This is a genomic window from Streptomyces sp. NPDC006691 (assembly GCF_042869955.1).
GTDB lineage: Bacteria > Actinomycetota > Actinomycetes > Streptomycetales > Streptomycetaceae > Streptomyces.
In genome coordinates this window covers 119,592-138,367 of record NZ_JBIAGW010000017.1, presented here as the reverse complement: position 1 = coordinate 138,367, position 18,776 = coordinate 119,592, and the positions used below count along the sequence as shown (strand labels likewise).

Sequence of the window (18,776 nt, the reverse complement as noted above, 5' to 3'; positions counted from 1 at the left end):
GTATCAGCCGTCGGGCGGAGCGCCGCCGGTTCCCCCGGCCCCGGGCCGACAGCGGGGGCAGCCCCGCGTCCGCCCCGGTGGCTGCCGGGCCGTGCCCACCGCAGGGCGGACCCGCAGCCCGTCGCGGGCCCCGCCCGCCGCGCCTTCGTGCGATGCGACCCGCCCGCCCCACCTCGCCGCCCACTCGCGCCACCCCTGGCTTTCAAAGGACTGGACCCATGACGGACCCGCACGCCACCCCCCTGCCCGCGACCCCGCGTTCCCAGGACGGCGGCACCGCGCGAGAGCAGGAGCCGCCGGCGCTTGAGGAACTCTTCGCGCGGCAGGTGGCCCGCGCACCGCACGCTCCGGCCCTGACCGACGGGCTGCGGACCTGGACCTATCGCGAACTGGCCGAGCGCGCCGGCCGGTTGGCCGCGCACCTGGTCGACTCGGGTGCCGGGCCGGACCGGGTGGTCGCATTGGTGCTGCCGCGATCCATGGAGCTGATCGCGGCGGAACTCGCCGTGGCCCTGGCGGGTGCGGCCTTCCTGCCGGTGGACCCGGGGTATCCCGCCGAGCGACGGGCGCTCATGCTCGCCGACAGCGCCCCCGCGGTCACCCTCGACGATCCGCGCAAGGTCGCCGCCCTGATGGAGGACGAGCACCACGCGTCTTTGGGGGAGCGGGCGGTGCGCGGGGCCGGTCCCGACCGGGCTGCCTACGTGATCTACACCTCCGGGTCGACGGGCACCCCGAAGGGCGTGACGGTGACCCACCGCGGCATCGGCGGATTCACGGAGGCCGCCGCCGACCGGTATGCCGTGGGTCCCGGCGACCGGGTGCTCCAGTTCTCCTCACCCAGCTTCGACGCCTCCGTCCTCGAACTGTTCATCTCCGTCCTGTCCGGCGCCACGCTCGTGGTCCCGCCCGAGGGCCCGTGGCTGGGCGACGAACTCGCCGCGGTCCTGGAGCAGCACCACATCTCGCACGCCCTCATCCCGCCCGCCGCGCTGGCGACCCTGCCGGACCCGGCGCAGGGGACCGGACGTCATTTGCGCACCCTGATCGTCGGGGCCGAGGCCTGTCCGGCGGGCCTGGTGGACCGCTGGGCGCCGGGCCGCCGCATGATCAACTCGTACGGCCCCACCGAAGCCACCATCGTCGCCACCTGGACGGGGGAACTGTCCGCCGGTGAGGGCACCCCGACGATCGGCGCGGCCCTGCCCCACACGCGCGTCCACGTCCTCGACACCGCGATGCGCCCCGTACCGCCCGGTGCGGACGGCGAGCTCTACATCGGCGGGGACGCCGTGGCCCGCGGCTATCTGGGCCGGCCGGGCCTGACAGCGTCCCGGTTCGTCGCAGACCCCTTCGGGGCACCTGGTGCCCGGCTGTACCGCACCGGCGACCGGGCCCGGCTGCGGCCGGACGGCGAACTCGACTACCTCGGACGGTTCGACCGCCAGGTCAAGATCCGCGGCTTCCGCATCGAACCCGGTGAGATCGAGGCCGCTCTCGGCAGTGACCCGCGCGTGGGCGAGGCAGCCGTCGTGGTCCGGGAGGACGAACCGGGCCGCCCCCGCCTCGTCGGATACGCGACCCCCGCCGAGCCCGGATCACCCCCCGACCCGGCGTCGCTGCGCGCCGCCCTCGCCGCCTCACTGCCCGCCCACATGGTGCCGTCCGCCCTGGTCGTACTGGAGCGGATGCCGCTCACCCCGCAGAACAAGACCGACCATGCCGCCCTGCCCGCGCCGGAGCTGACCGCACGTGCCGACCTGGTCGCCGCACGCACCCCGCAGGAAGTGGCCCTCGCCAGGATCTGGGCCGATGTCCTGGGCGTCGATGCCGTCGGTGTCGGTGACGACTTCTTCGACTTGGGCGGCGACTCCATCCTCGCCGCCCGCGTCCTGTCCCGGATCCGTGAGGACCTGGGCATACGGCTGACCGTCCGCGACCTGTTCACCTCGCGCACGGTCGAAGCCCTCGCCCCCTTGCTCGGCGACCCCTCCGCCGCCGTGCCCGCCGAGCCGATCCCGGCCGCCCCGCGCACCGGCGGCCTGCCGCTGTCGAGCGCACAGCGCAGGCTGTGGTTCCTCGACGACCTCGCCGACGGCGGCCCCGAGTACAACACCGGCCTGACCCTGCGCCTGCGCGGCGCCCTGAACGTCGATGCACTGCGCCGGGCCCTGCGCCGGCTCGCCGCCCGGCACGACGCCTTGCGCACCACCTTCCGCACCCAGGGCGGCCAGGGCACCCAGCACATCGCCACCGAACCCGAACTGCCGCTGGAGATCGCCGATCTCGCCGACGCGCCCCACGCCGACCGACGCCGCGCCGCCGAGCAGCTGCTGGCCGAAGAGCTGGGCCGCCCGCTCGATCTGGCGACCGGCCCCCTCACCCGCGCCCTCCTGATCAGGCTCGACGAGGCCGACCACCTGCTGCTGGTCGTCCAGCACCACATCGTCACCGACGGCTGGTCCGTCGGCATCCTGACCCGGGAACTGGCCGCGCTCTACCGGGCCGAGACCACGGGCGAGCCGGACGGTCTGGCCGAACCTGCCGTGCAGTACCCGGACTTCGCGGTCTGGGAACAGGCGCAGCGGGGCTCGGAGGCAGAGGCCGGCCATCTGCGGTACTGGCGCAGGCACCTGGAGGGGGTCCAGCAACTGGAGCTCCCCACCGACCGTCCCCGGCCCGCCGTGCGCACCACCTCGGGGGCCGGACACCGCCGTCACCTCCCGCCCGCTCTGATGGCACGGCTGCGTACGCTCGCCACCGGACGTGGCACGACGGTGTTCACCGTGCTGGCGGGTGCCTGCGCCCTGCTGTTCGCGCGCTACTCGGGACAGCGGGATGTCGCGTTCGGCACCATCACCACCGGCCGCGACCGCCAGGACCTGGAGGACGTGGTCGGCTTCTTCGCGAACACCGTAGTGGTGCGCGCCGATGTCGACGAGCGGGCCAGTGTCGACCGGTTCGTGGAGCGCATGCGCACGACGCTGATGGACGCCTTCGCCCACGACGCGGTGCCCTTCGACCGCGTGGTCGAGGAACTGGCCGTGCCCCGTGACCCGAGCCGCACCCCGCTGGTGCAGGCGCTCGTCGTCCAGCAGACGGCGAGTCCCCGACCGCGCGCGGGAGGTCTGCGGTTCGACGACCATCCCCTGCCCCGACCCGCTGCCCGCTTCGATCTCGTCCTGGAGTTCACGCCGGACGCGGACGGCGGATGCGTGCTGACCGCCGAGTTCAACACCGACCTGTTCGAGACGGCGACCGTGGCCCGGATGGCCCGCCATGTGCAACGTCTGCTGGAGGCGATGGCCGACGGCCCGGGACGCAGTCTGGCCGAGCTGTCCCTGCTCTCCGACGAGGAGCAGCGCACCCTCCTCGACTCCTGGAACCCGCCGGTCGACGCCGAACCGGACGAGGCCACCCTGCCCGAGCTGTTCCGCGCCCAAGCGGCGAGCACCCCCGGCCGCACCGCGATCACCCACGGCAGCGAGCGACTGGACTACGCCGAGGTCGAGCGCCGCGCCAACCGCCTGGCCCGCGAGCTGATCGCCCGGGGGGCGGCTCCCGAAACGCTGGTCGCGCTGTGCCTGCCGCGCACCGTCGACCTGCCGGTCGTGCTGTGCGCGGTGCTGAAGTCCGGCGCGGCCTATCTGCCCGTCGACCCGAACTACCCCGCCGAACGCATCCGTTTCATGCTCTCCGACGCGCGGCCCGCGCTCATCGTGGCCACCGCCGAGACCGCCGCCGTGCTGCCGCCGGACTGCGAACCGCTGATCATCGGGGACCTCGACGCCGACAGCGGCGTAGCGGCGGACTCCCCGGCCTCGGCGGACGTCACCGACGCCGACCGGGCCCGGCCCCTGCTGCCGGATCACCCGGCCTACGTCATCTACACGTCGGGTTCGACCGGCCGGCCCAAGGGCGTTGTCGTCACCCATCGCACGGTGGCCGCGCTGGCGGTATGGGCGGGCGAGCGGTTCGGGGAGCGCGCACCGGACCCGGTGATCGCCTCCACCTCACTCAACTTCGACGTCTCGGTGTTCGAGCTGCTCTGCCCCCTGCTGAATGGCGGCAGCGTGGAGGTGGTCGCCGACCCGACCTCACTCGCCGACGCGGGGGAGGGGCGGAGCGGGCTGATCAGCGGCGTGCCCTCCGTCATGTCCCGGCTGTTCGTCGGGCACGAGGCACCCGTGGCGGCGGACACCGCCGTCCTCGCCGGCGAAGCGCTGCCCGCGCAGACCGTCCAGGACCTGAGAGCGGCCCTGCCGTCCTGCACCATCGTCAACGCCTACGGACCGACCGAGGCCACCGTCTACGCCACGGCCTGGTTCGCCGGTGACCGGGCGGCCGACCAGGCACCGCCCATCGGCCGCCCGGTGGCCCGCACCCGCGCGTACGTCCTGGACGGCCGCATGCGCCCTCAACCCCTCGGTGTGATGGGGGAGTTGTACCTCGGTGGAGGCGGGCTCGCCCGCGGGTACCTGGGGCGAGCCGGCCTCACCGCCCAGCGGTTCGTCGCCGACCCCTTCGGCGGGCCCGGAGCGCGCATGTACCGCACGGGAGACCTGGTGCGGTGGACCGCCGACGGCCAACTGGAGTACCTCGGCAGGACCGATCAGCAGGTCAAGGTGCACGGCTTCCGCATCGAACTCGGCGAGGTGGAAGAGGCGTTGCGCCGCTGCCCCGGCGTCGCGGAAGCCGCCGTCGCCGTCTCCGGGGACGACGACAACCGCCGTCTGACCGGCTATGTGGTGCCCGTGCCCGGGCAGGCGGTCGCACCGGACTCCGTACGCCGGACGCTCGCGCAGACGCTGCCCGACTACATGGTCCCGGCCTCCGTTCTGCTCCTGGAGGAGCTGCCGCTCAACCCCAACGGAAAGCTCGACCGGGCCCGCCTGCCCAAGCCCGGCCCCACGACCACCCGGGCCGCGCGCCACGTCCCGCCCCGCACGGCCACCGAGCGGACCCTGGCCCTGGTCTGGGCCGAGGCGCTCTCCGTCGAGCGTGTCGGCGTGGACGACAACTTCTTCGAGCTCGGCGGCGACTCGATCCTCAGCCTCCAAGTGGTGGCGCGGGCGCGGCAGGAGGGGCTGACCGTCACCTCCCGCGACATCTACCGCCACCAGACCCTGGCCGCCCTCGCCCGCCGCGCCGACGCCGCCGATCCGCAGCGCCCGGGCCCCGCCCGGGTGGACCCCGAGGGCTCAGCCCCGCTGACGCCCATCCAGCACTGGCTGTTCGCCACCGACAGCGCCCGGGCCGCACACTTCGCCCAGACCCTGTCGGTCCTGGTGCCCGACGACGTGGACGCGGAGGCGCTCGAAGGCGCCCTGAACGATCTCGTTGCCCATCACGACGCTCTCCGCTCCCGCTTCGACACCGGCCCCGGCACCCCGCCGGCCTGGCACATCACCGACCGGGACGACCGCGTCACCCTGACCAGGCACCGCGGCCCGGACACCGACAGCCCTCACTTCGGCGCCTTCGACCTGGCACGCGGTCCCCTGCTGCGGGCCGTGCTGCACGACCGGGGCACCGGGCGCGCCCCGGTCCTGCACCTCGCCGTGCACCACCTCGTCGTGGACGGCGTGTCCTGGCGGGTGCTGCTGGAAGACCTGGACACCGCCTACCTCGCCCGCCGTGACGGCACGGACGGCACGACCGCCCTGCCCGCCAAGTCCTCGCCGCTGCGTCAGTGGGCGCAGCGGCTGGCCGCGCACACCAGGGGCGGCGGCTTCGACGACGAACGGGCCTACTGGGCGCAGGCGGCGCCGCCGGCCGGCACCGATCTGCCCGTCGACCTGGCGGGCCGCAACACGTACGCCTCCGCCAGCGCGGTCACCGTCCGGCTGAGCACCGAGGACACCGCGGCCCTGCTGCGCCGGCTGCCCGAGACCTACCGCACCCAGGCCAACGACGTCCTGCTCGCCGCGCTCGGCCGCGCTCTGACCACCTGGAGCGGACAGGAGCGGGCCGTGGTCGACGTGGAGGGCCACGGTCGCGAGGAGCTCTTCGCGGATCTCGACCTCAGCCGTACCGTCGGCTGGTTCACCACCCGCCACCCCGTCACCCTGGCCGTGCCGGAGCAGGCCTCGTGGGACGCCGTGCTCAAGCAGGTCAAGGAGCAGCTGCGGGCCGTGCCACGGCACGGCATCGGCCACGACGCGCTGCGCCATCTGGCCGGCCCGGACGCCCGACCGACCGCACCGGCGGCCCGGATCAGCTTCAACTACCTGGGGCGGATGTCCCCGGGAGAGACGGGCACGGGGCTGTACCGGGGCACCTTCCGGCCGCTGGAGCTGGACGCCGACCCGCAGGCCGAACGTCCGCACGCCCTGGAGCTGGTGGGCCGACTCGACGGCGACGCACTGGAATTCACCTGGTTCTACTCCGACCAGGTGCACCACGAGGACACGGTCGAGACTCTCGCCCACGGCTACGCCAGTGCGCTGAGCGAGCTCGCGCGCTACGCCGCCGGGCCGGACGCCGCCGGGCGCACCCCGTCCGACTTCCCGCTCGCCCGGCTCGACCAGAGCGCCGTCGACCGCCTCGTGGGAGACGCCCCGGCCGCCGTCGAGGACGTCCTGCCCCTGACGCCGACTCAGGCCGGCATGCTCTTCCACGGTCTCTCCCAGGACAGTGGCGTCTACTTCCAGCAGGTCACCTTCGTCCTGGACGGAGTGGAGCGCACCGACCTCCTCGCGGCGGCCTGGCAGCAGGTCACCGAGGCCACGACCGTCCTGCGCGGCCGGGTGGTCTGGCAGGACGTGCCCGAACCGCTCCTCGTGGTCGGGCACGCCGTACCCGTTCCGGTGACCGTCCTCGACTGGCGCGGCCTGACCGCCGCCGCGTCCCGCGACCAGCTGGACGCCCTGCTGCGCGAGGACCGTGCCGCCGGGATCGACCTGGTCGGCGGTCCGCTCCAGCGCCTGGTGCTGGCCAGGGTCTCGGACACCGCCGTCCGCGTGGTGTGGTCCTTCCACCATCTGCTCCTCGACGGCTGGAGCCTGTTCCAGGTGCTGGCTGACGTGTTCACGTGCCACAGTGCGCTCACCGGCCGGCCCGGCGCCGGGGCTCTGCCCGACCGGCGGCCCTGGCGGGACTACCTGGCCTGGCTGGGCGAGCGCGACCGCGACGAGGCGGAGAAGTACTGGCGCCGGCGGCTCGCCGGCCTGGACGAGGCCACCCCGCTGCCCTACGACCGCGAGCCCCGCGAGGCGCACCGCGCGGAGTCCTCCAAGGCCGTGACGGTCACCCTGCCCGAGGCCACGACCGGTGCCCTGGAGGAACTGGCACGCACCTCGGGTCTGACCCTCAACACCCTGGTGCAGGGCGCCTGGGCCATCCTGCTGAGCCGGCAGTCACGACGTTCCGACGTGGTGTTCGGCACCACGGGATCCGGCCGCCCGGCAGAGCTGTCAGGCGCCGAGTCCATCACCGGCCTGTTCATCACCACCGTGCCGACCCGGGTCACCGTCCCCGCCGACGGCACCCTGCGCGACTGGCTGCGCTCGCTCCAGAGCGACCAGAGCGAGGACCGCGGTCACGACCACCTGCCGCTGAACCGGCTCAAGGCCTTCACCGAACTGCCCGAGCGGGCCGCCCTGTTCGACAGCATCGTCGTCTTCGAGAACTATCCGAGGGACGACGACCTCTCCGCCCACGGCCTCGCGCTGAGCGACCTCGACGGCATCGAGACCACCAACTACGCGCTCGGCCTGGTCGCCTACCCCGGCACCGCACTCGCACTGCGGCTCGGCTACGACCCCGAGCTGTTCGACGCCGGGACCGTCGAGAGGTTCGCCGAATACCTCGCCGTGCTGCTCACCGGAATGGCCGACGCGCCGGAACTGCCGCCCGCCCGTATCCCGCTGCTGGCGGCCGACCGGCGCGAACAGGTCCTGCGCACCTGGAACGACACCACCACCGACCTGCCCGGGGCCACGGTCGCCGAACTCTTCGCCGCACAGGTGCGGCACACCCCCGACGCGATCGCCCTGGAAGCGGGCGACGAACGGCTCGCCTACCGCGAACTCGACGCGCGCGCAGCCGAGTTGGCCGAACGCCTCGCCGCCCTCGGAGTGCGTGCCGAACGTGCCGTGGGCGTCCTGATGGGCCGGTCCGCCGACCTCGTCGTCACCCAGCTCGCGCTCGTCCGCACCGGCGGGGTGTACGTACCCCTCGACGGCCGGGCGCCGCGCGAACGGCTGCGCCGCATGCTCGCCGATGCGGACGTCACCCTGCTGCTCACCGACGCCGAGAGCGAGGAAACCGCACGGGACCTGCTCCCCGGCGACGCCGTCCGACGCGTGGACGACCGCACGGCCACGGCGGAGACCGGCACGCCGCCCAACACCGGGGCGCCCCACCCCGACCAGGTGCAGTACCTGATGTTCACCTCCGGCTCCACCGGCACCCCCAAGGGTGTCGCGGTCCGCCAGCGGGACGTCGCCGCTCTCGCCCTGGACCGTGCCTTCGCCGGACACGACCGGGTACTCGTGCACTCCCCGCACGCCTTCGACGCCGCGACCTACGAGGTGTGGGTGCCGCTGCTGCGCGGCGGCACCGCCGTACTGGCCCCGCCGGGGGACCTGGACGCCGCAGTGGTCCGGCACGCCATCACCGAACAGCACGTCACCTGCCTGTGGCTGACGGCCGGTCTGTTCCGGCTGCTCGCCCAGGAGGACCCCACCTGTCTGCAGGGCGCCCGCGAGGTGTGGACCGGCGGCGAGGCCGTGCCCGGTGCCGTCGTCCGGCGCGTCCTGGACGCCTGCCCCGGACTGACCGTGGTCGACGGCTACGGGCCCACCGAGACCACCACCTTCGCCACCCGGCGCGCCTTCCGCGCCGGCGACCCGCTGCCCGCCGTCCTGCCCATCGGCCGTCCGCTCGACAACACCCGCGTCTACGTCCTCGACGACATGCTCCAGCCCCAACCCCCGGGAATACCGGGTGAGTTGTACATCGCCGGTGCGGGCCTGGCACGCGGCTACGCGGGCCGTCCGGGGGCGACCGCCGCCGGATATCTCGCCGACCCGTACGGGACGCCGGGTACCCGCATGTACCGCACGGGTGACATCGTGCGCTGGAGCGCGGACGGCGAACTGCACTTCGTGGGCCGCGCCGACGACCAGATCAAGATCCGCGGCTTCCGCGTCGAACCCGCCGAGATCGAGGCGCGGCTCACCGCCCACCCCGCCGTCGCGGAGGCCGTCGTGTCGCCGTACACGGTCGACGGACGCAAGCGGCTGGCCGCCCACCTCGTCCCGGCCGAGGGAGCCGCCGTGCCCGCGGCGACCGAACTGCGCGCGCACCTGGCCGCTGATCTGCCCGACTACATGCTGCCCGCCGCGTTCGTCACCGTCCCCCGGCTGCCGCTCACCGCGAACGGCAAGGTGGACCGGCGGCGGCTGCCCGACCCCGACTGGACGGCCGGCGGCGACAGCGCCTACCGCGCCCCCGGCAACGACACGGAGCAGACGCTCGCCGGGATCTGGGCCGACCTGCTGGGCGTCGAACGCGTCGGCGTCGACGACAACTTCTTCATGCTGGGCGGCGATTCCATCCTCAGCATCCAGGTCGTCTCGCGGGCCCGCGCCGCGGGGCTCTCCCTCACCCCGCGCGACCTGTTCCGCCACCCGACCGTGGCCCGGCTGGCCGACGCCACCGGCACGGCCGCCGCCGTGTCGGGCACCGAGCCGGTCGAGGGCGAGGTGCCCCTCACCCCGATCCAGCACTGGTTCCTCGACCCGGGACCGCACCGGCCGGGCTTCTTCAACCAGTCGGTCCTCGTGGAGACCGCGCCGGACACCGACCCGGATGTCCTGCGCCAGGCGCTCGCCGCCCTGTGGAGCCGGCACGACGCGCTGCGCTCCCGGTTCACCACCACGGACGACGGCACCTGGCACCAGCACGTCACCGCCGCCGACGCCCCCGACCTGCTGACCGTCTGCCCGCTGGACGGTCTCGACCCCGCCGCGGCACGGCAGCGGGAGGACCGCGCCACCGCCGAGGCGCACGCCGCGTTCCGTCTCGACACCGGACCGCTGCTCACCGCCCGACTGTTCACCGGCGACGGCGCCGCGACCGCCCGGCTCCTCCTCGTGGTCCACCACCTGGTGGTCGACGGCGTGTCCTGGCGCGTCCTCCTTGAGGACCTGGAGACCGCCTACCGACAGGCCCTGGCAGGACAGCCGGTACGACTGCCCGCCCGCACCACCTCGGTGCGGGAATGGGCCCGTCGCCTGCACGCCCGCGTCGACGCCGGCGGCTTCACGGACCAACTCGCCCACTGGACGCGCACCGCGGTGCACTGCGCCGAACCGCTGCCCGTGGACGGCGAGGGCGGGAACACCGCGGCCGACGTCCGCGAGGTCACCGTACGGCTCGACCGGCGGCGCACCGACGAACTGCTGCGCCAGGTCCCCGTCGTCTACGGCACCCGGATCGACGACGTCCTGCTCACCGCGCTGGGCCGGGTCCTGGGCGACTGGACCGGACGCGAGACCGTGGCCGTCGGCCTCGAAGGACACGGCCGCGAGGACCAGTTGTTCGAGGACGTCGACCTGTCCCGTACGGTCGGCTGGTTCACCACGCTCTTCCCGGTCGCCCTGCGCGTCCCCGCCGACGACTGGGGCAGCGCCCTGAAGGCGGTCAAGGAGCAGCTGCGGTCGGTGCCCGATCGCGGCCTCGGCCACGGCGTCCTGCGCCATCTCGCGGGCACCCCCCTGCCCGCCATCGAGCCGATGCCCGGCATCAGCTTCAACTACCTCGGCCGCTTCGACTGGTCCGCCGACGGCGCCACCCTGATCCGCGGGGTGCGCGGAGGACTCGGCGGCGCGGACGCGCCCGACACCGAACGCGCCCACCTGCTGGACGTGGTGGCCCGGGTCGAGGGGGACCGGCTGGAGATCAGCTGGCACTACAGCCAGGCCCTGCACCACGAGAGCACCGTCACCGGCCTCGCCGAGGGCATGCTGCACGCCCTGGAGGAGATCCTGGCCCACTGCGCAGACCCCGGCGCGGGCGGTCGCACTCCGTCGGACTTCCCGCTTGCCCGCCTCGACCAGAGGGCGGTGGACCTGCTGGCCGGTGACGGACGGGCCGTCGCGGACCTCCTGCCGCTGAGCCCCATGCAGTCCGGCATGCTCTTCCACAGCCTCCTCGACCCCGACGGGCGCACCTACGTCAACCAGGTGCAGCTGGTGCTGAACGGCGTGACCGACCCCCGCGCCCTCGCCGAGGCATGGCAGCGGACCGTGGACGCCAACCCGGTGCTGCGCTCGCACCCGGCCTGGCAGGAGAGCGCCGAACCCGTCCAGGTCGTCCGGCACCGGGTGACCGTGCCCGTCGTCCACCACGACTGGAGCGGCAGGCCCGCCCACCTGTGCGCGGCCGACCTCGACCGGCTCATGGAGGAGGACCGCCTGGCCGGGATCGACCTGGCCACCGCGCCGTTGATGCGGCTCCTCCTCATCCGGCTCAGCCCCGAACGCGTACGGCTGGTGTGGACGTTCCACCACATCCTGCTGGACGGCTGGAGCGCCGCCCAGGTCTTCGACGAGGTGTGCGAGCGCTACGCGGCCCTGACCGCCGGGCGCCCGCCCCGGATCCCGGCGCGCCGGCCGTTCGCCGACTACCTGGGCTGGCTGGCCGGACAGGACACCACCAAGGCGGAGCGGTACTGGCGGACCACCCTCGCCGGATTCCACGCCCCGACCGAACTGCCCCGCGACCGCCGCGCCAACGAGGCCCACCACAGCGCCTCGTCGGGCACGGTACGGGTGACGCTCGACGCCGACGTATCGGCCCGGCTGCGGGAGACCGCGCAGCACGCCGGTCTCACCGTCAACACGGTCCTCCAGGGCGCCTGGGCGCTGCTGCTGTCCCGCTACGGCGGCGGGGACGACGTGGTGTTCGGCACCACCGTCTCCGGCCGGCCCGCCGAACTGCCCGGCGTCACCACCATGGTGGGCCTGTTCATCAACACGCTGCCCACCCGTGCCCGGATCGACGGGCGGCGCCCCCTGCTCGACTGGCTCAGCGACCTCCAGGCCGCCCAGTCCGAGGCGCGGCGCCACGACTTCGTGTCACTCGCCCAGTTGGGGACCTGGAGCGAGGTGCCCGGCGGAACCAACCTGTTCGACTCCATCGTCGTGTTCGAGAACTACCCGTTCGACGAGGGCGCGCTGGCCCGGCACGGCCTGTCCATGGAGACCGAACGGGACCTGGAGCCCACCAACTACCCGCTCAGCGTGGTCGTGGCGCCGGGGGACACCCTCGACGTCAGCCTCGACTACGACCCGGCGGCCTTCGACGAGTCCACCGTCCAGGCACTGGGGGAGAGCCTTCGCACGCTGCTGACCGCGATGGCCACCGCGCCCGCCGGCCCGCTGGCCGAGCTGCCGCTCACCGACCCCGCCGACGGCCGCGCCATGCTCGACCGGTTCGGCGGAGCCCGCGTCGGCGCACCCCAGGACACCCTGCCGGAAGCCTTCGCCCGCCAGGCCGCGTCGACCCCCGACGCACCGGCGGTCCGCCACGGCGAGGACCAGCTCTCGTACCGCGAACTGGACGAGCGCGCCAACCGCCTCGCCCGGCTGCTCATCGCCGCCGGGGCCGGCCCCGAGCGCTATGTCGCCCTGGCGCTGCCCCGCACGGCGGACCTGGTCGTGGCCCTGCTCGCCGTCCTCAAGAGCGGTGCCGCCTACCTGCCGGTGGACCCCGGATACCCCGCCGAACGCATCGCGTTCCTCTTCGAGGACGTGGCGCCCCTCGCCGTGGTCACGGCGGCCGCGACGGCCGGACGGCTGCCGGACGGACCGTTCACCAGGATCGTCCTCGACGACCCCGACCACGCCCGGAAGCTCGCCGCCGCCTCGGCCGCGTCGGTCGGCGACGGCGACCGGCGCGCCCCGCTGCTGCCCCAGCACGCCGCGTACGTCATCCACACCTCGGGTTCCACCGGCCGCCCCAAGGGCGTGGTCGTCGCGCACGGCTCGGTGCTCGCCCTGACCGACTGGGCCGCGCGCGAGTTCACCGGCCGGGGTCTGGCGCATGTGGTGGCGTCCACCTCGCTCAACTTCGACGTGTCGGTCTTCGAGATCTTCTCGCCCCTGATGTCCGGCGGCTGCGTCGAGATCGTCCGCGACCTGCTGGCCCTCGCCGAGCGGCCCGGTACCTGGCGTGCCGGACTGCTCAGCGCGGTGCCCTCCGCGCTCGACCGGCTCCTTGCCGAGGACACCGTGCACGTGAGCGCGGACACCGTGGTGCTCGCGGGGGAGGGGCTGCCGGCCCGGACCGTACGACAGGTCCGCGCGGCCGTACCCGGCTGCGAGGTGCGCAACATCTACGGCCCCACCGAAGCCACCGTCTACGCCACCGCCTTCACCTGCGACCCCGCCGACCCCGACCGCGACCCGCCGATCGGCCGACCGCTCGGGGGCGCCCGCGCCTACGTCCTGGACGACCGGATGCGTCCGGTGCCCGTCGGCGCCCCCGGTGAACTGTTCCTGTCGGGCACCGGAGTGGCCCGCGGCTATCTGAACCGGCCCGGGCTGACCGCGTCCCGCTTCCTGCCCGATCCGTTCGGGCCGGCCGGCAGCCGCATGTACCGCACCGGTGACCGGGCCCGCTGGACCGCCGACGGGGACATCGTCTACCTCGGGCGGGCGGACGACCAGGTCAAGGTCCGCGGCTTCCGCATCGAACTCGGCGAGGTGGAGGCGGCATTGACCCGCCATCCCGAGGTGGCGGCCGCGGCCGCCCGCGTGGTCGAGCACGACGGCCACCGCCGCCTGATCGGATACGTGGTGCCCGGCCCGGCCGGCGCCCCGGAACCGGCGGACCTGCGCGCCTTCCTCGCCCGCACCCTGCCCGACCACCTGGTGCCCGCCCTCGTGATGACGCTGGAACACCTCCCGCTCGGTGCCACCGGAAAGCTCGACCGCCGGGCGCTGCCCGATCCCGAGTGGAGCGCGGGCACCCGGTCGGGCCGTCCCCCCGCCACCGCGACCGAGATCACCCTCGCCGCCATCTGGCGCGAGGTGCTCCGCCTGCCCGAAGTCGGCGCCGACGACAACTACTTCGAGCTCGGCGGCGACTCCGTCCTCGGCATCCAGATCGTCTCCGCCGCCCGCCGGGCGGGGCTCGGCCTGAACCCGCGGCACCTCTTCGCCCATCAGACGCTCGCCGAACTGGCCGCGGCAGCCGCGGAGTTGCCCCTCTCACCGGTCGTGGCCGAGCAGGGGCCGGTGGTCGGCGAGGTTCCGCTCACCCCGGTACAGCACTGGTTGCTCGACACCCTTCCCGGCGATCCGTCCGACTTCAGCCAGACGGTCTCCTACGAACTGGCCGAGGACACGGACGAGTCCCTGCTGCGGGCCGCCCTGGCCACTGTCCTGGAGCGGCACGACGCGCTGCGGCTGCGCTTCGAGCGGGACGCCACCGGGGTGTGGCGCCAGCACGGCACCGCCCCCGGTGAGCCCCCGCACCTGGAGGTGCACGACGGGGCGCCGGCCACCGGACCGGAGCACGGGGCGGACGCCGGCTTCGACCTGGCGAACGGGCCCCTGCTGCGGGCCGTGCTGCGCCGCGGTGCGGGCGACGGACGGCCGGTGCTGGTGCTGTCCGCGCACCACCTCGTCGTGGACGCGGTGTCCTGGCGGCTGATCCTGGAGGACCTCGACACCGCCTACCGCGCCCTGCGCGCCGGTGAACGCCCCGACCCGGGCGCCAAGAGCACGTCCTTCCGCGCCTGGGCGCAGCGGCTCGCCGCCCACACCGCGGCCGGCGGCTTCGACGCCGAAGTCCCGTACTGGCGCACCCAGCAGGCCGAGGGCCCGCTGCCCGTCGACCTGCCCGGCGGCGCGAACACCGCCGCCGAGGAGGCGACCGTCACCGCGGGCCTTGACGCCGAGGACACTCGCAGGCTCCTCCAGGACGTCCCCGACGCCTATCGCACGCGCGTCAACGACGTGCTGCTCTACGCCCTGGGCCGGGTGCTGGCCCGCTGGACCGGACGGGACCGGGTGGCGCTCGCGCTGGAAGGACACGGCCGCGAGGACCTGTTCCAGGACGTGGACCTCTCCCGCACCGTCGGCTGGTTCACCAGCCTGTACCCGGTCGCCCTCGACGTGGTACGGGAGGCGGCCACCGGCACCGCGCTCAAGGCCGTCAAGGAGAACCTGCGGGCCGTGCCCCGGGGCGGCATAGGCTACGGAGCCCTGCGCCATCTCCGCCCCACCGCCGCCCGCGACCTGCCGGGGCTGCCGCAGATCAGCTTCAACTACCTCGGACGGCAGGACCGGCAGACCGCGTCCGACGGGCTGCTGCACGCTCCGCACGGCGGCCTCGGCGGCGGCATGGACCGCTCGGCCGAGCGGCCCCACCTCCTCGACGTCCTCGGCCATGTGACCGACGGGCGGCTGGAGTTCGGCTGGTCCTACTCGCGGGCCCTGCACCGCCGCGAGACCGTCGAACGCCTCGCCGCCGAGCTGACCGACGAGCTGAGGGCCCTCGTACGGCACTGCGCCGAGCCCGGCGCGGGCGGCCGCACCCCGTCCGACTTCCCGCTGGCCCCGCTCGACCAGGCGGCCGTCGACCGCATCGCCGGGACCGGCCGGGACGTGCGGGACGTGTATCCCCTCACGCCCACCCAGACCGGCATGGTCGTGCACGGCATGGACGAAGCGGCCCAGGGGCTGTACGTCGAGCAGATCACCTTCGTGCTCGACGGTGCCCGCGACGTGGACCTGCTCGCCGCCGCCTGGCAGCACGTGGTCGACCGCACGCCGGTGCTGCGCACCTCCGTCGTCCTCAACGGCGTACCCGTGCCGCTCCAGACCGTCCACCGGGAGGTGACCCTGCCGGTCACCCGGCACGACTGGAGCACCCTGCCCGGGGACCGACGGCCGACGGAACTCGAAGAACTCCTCGCCGCGGAGAAGGCGTTGGGCATCGACCTGGCACGCCCGCCGCTGCTGCGCCTCGCGCTGGTACGGCTCGGCCCGGACGCGGTGCGCGTCGTCTGGACCTTCCACCACGTCCTGCTGGACGGCTGGAGCGTCTTCCACGTCCTCGGCGACGTCCTCGCGGCGCACGCGGCGCTCGCCCGTGGCGAGCAGCCCCGGCCACCGGAACGCAGGCCGTTCGCCGACTACGTGGCCCACCTCGCCGGGCGCGACACCGGGCGGGCTCGCGACCACTGGCGCGGCGCCCTCGCCGGACTGGCCGCACCGACCCCGCTGCCCTACGACCGCAGGCCCGCGCCGGACACCACCGCCCGCTCCGGCACCTGGCTGTCCGAGCGGCTGAGCGGCGAACGGACGGCAGAGCTCCAGGAGTTCGCCCGCCGCCACCGGCTCACCCTCAACACGCTGGTGCAGGGTGCGTGGGCGCTGCTCCTCGCGCGCTGGAGCGGCACACCCGACGTGTGCTTCGGCACCACCGTCTCGGGCCGCCCCTCCGACCTGCCCGGCGCCGACACCATCACCGGCCTTTTCATCACCACGCTGCCGGCCCGTGCCCACATCGACGGGACAGCACCCTGTGCCTACTGGCTGCGCACCCTTCAGGAGGCGCGCGCGGAAGACCGCCGCTTCGACCACATGCCCCTCAACGAACTGCACGGCCTCACTCAACTGCCTCCCGGCGCGGCCATGTTCGACAGCCTCGTGGTGTTCGAGAACTACCCCGTCGGGGACGCCACGGCCGGCGCCCACGGCCTCACCCTGCGCGAGCTCGACGCCCGCGAGGCGACCAACTACCCGCTGACCGTGGTCGTCTCGCCCGGGGACCGGCTCGCCGTGGAACTCGGCTACGACCCGCGCCTCTTCGACGCGGCCACGGCCCGCTCCCTCTCCGGGCAGCTGCTCCACACCCTGCGTTCGCTGGCCGCCACGGACGGCACCGTCCGCCTCGACGACATCGACACACTCTCGTCCGAGGAGCGCGCCAGGCTGCTGCGCGGCCCGGCCCGCCCGGCGACGGATCCCGTGGCCCCCGCCACCCTTCCGGCCCTGATCGAGGCCGCCGTGGACCGCAGGCCCCACGCGCCCGCACTCGGTGACCCCGACCGACTGCTGACCTTCGCCGAAACGGAGGACCGGGCCAACCGCCTGGCCCATCTGCTCATCGCCCGCGGCGCACGACCCGGCGCCATCGTGGCGCTGCTGCTGCCACGCTCGCTCGACATGGTCCTGGCCCAGCTCGCGGTGGCCAAGACGGGCGCGGCCTTCCTGCCCGTCGACCCCGCCTACCCGGACGAGCGCATCGCGCTCATGCTCCGGGACGCGGCGCCCGCCCTCACCCTGGACGCGAAGGAAGTCGCGGCCCTGCTGGCCGACTTGGGCGACGAGAGCCTGGGCCACCGGCCCACCGACGCCGACCGCGGGCGCCCACTCGATCTGGACGATCCCGCCTACGTCATCTACACCTCGGGCTCCACCGGCACCCCCAAGGGCGTCGTCGTCACCCACCGCGGACTCGCCGGGTTCGCCGCGGCCGAGGCCGCCCACTACCAAGTGACCGAGGGGGACCGGGTCCTGGCCTTCGCCACCCCCAGCTTCGACGCCTCCGTGCTGGAGCTGTGCGCCTCGCTGCCGCACGGCGCCCGCCTCGTCGTCCCCGAACCGGGACCGCTGCTCGGCGAACCCCTGGCCCGGGTACTGCGCGCCGAACGCATCACCCACACCCTGCTGCCGCCGGCCGCGCTCGCCACCCTGCCGGACGGGACGCCCGGCACCCTGCCCGACCTCAAGACGCTGATCGTGGGCGCCGACGCCTGCGGCGCGGACCTGGTCGCCCGCTGGGCCCCGCACCACCGCATGGTCAACTCCTACGGACCCACCGAGGCCACCGTCGTCGCCACCTGGTCCGCGCCCCTGGCCCCCGACGGCGCCGCCCCACCCATCGGCCGGCCACTGCCCGCCACCGGCGCCTACGTCCTCGACACCCGGCTGCGCCCGGCCCCCGACGGCGTTCCGGGCGAACTCTGGCTCAGCGGACCGGCCCTGGCTCGCGGCTACCTCGGCCGCCCCGGACTGACCGCCGCCCGCTTCACCGCCGACCCCTTCGGGCCGCCCGGCACCCGCATGTACCGCACCGGCGACCTGGTGCGCCGCGACGGCGGGGGTGAACTCCACTACCTCGGCCGCACCGACCACCAGCTGAAGCTGCGCGGACACCGCATCGAGGCCGGCGAGGTCGAGGCCGCCCTGACCCGCCACCCCGACGTCCTGGACGCCGTGGTGAGCGTCCGCGAGGACGAACCGGGTCTGCCCCGGCTCGTCGCCCACCTGCTCACCGCCACCGGCGCCCCGGCACCGGCGGACGGCGACCTGCGTGCCCTGGCCGCCCGTTCGCTGCCCGGCTACATGGTGCCCTCGGCCTTCGTCTGCCTGGAGCGCTTCCCGCTCACCGAGAACGGCAAGACCGACCGGGCCGCCCTGCCCGCCCCGGCCCCCGCCGCCCCGACGGCCCCGGCCGAGCACGTCGCTCCCCGCACGCCCACCGAAGAGGCGCTCGCGGCGCTCTGGGAGGACGCCCTCGGCGGGACCGTGGGCGCCGAGGACGACTACTTCCTGCTCGGCGGCGACTCCATGCGCGCGCTGCTCATCGCGTCCCGCGCCAACGACCTGTTCGGGGTGAGCCTCACCCCGCGCGACGTCCTGGTCTCCCGCACCGTCGCCGCACTCGCGGAACAGGTGGAGGAACAGGTGCTCAGTGAACTCGAAGACGCCGCGTACGGCGGCCCCGACCACGACGAACGGTAAGGATCC

Annotated in this window: 1 protein-coding gene; it reads left to right on the top strand. The window is 74.3% G+C overall.

The window, feature by feature from the left end:
- The first annotated feature begins 218 nt into the window (after nucleotides 1–218).
- Entirely contained in the window at nucleotides 219–18,770 is an 18,552-nt protein-coding gene (locus ACFYNP_RS29750; protein ID WP_388789743.1) for a non-ribosomal peptide synthase/polyketide synthase, read from the top strand.
- The last annotated feature ends 6 nt before the right edge of the window (nucleotides 18,771–18,776 follow it).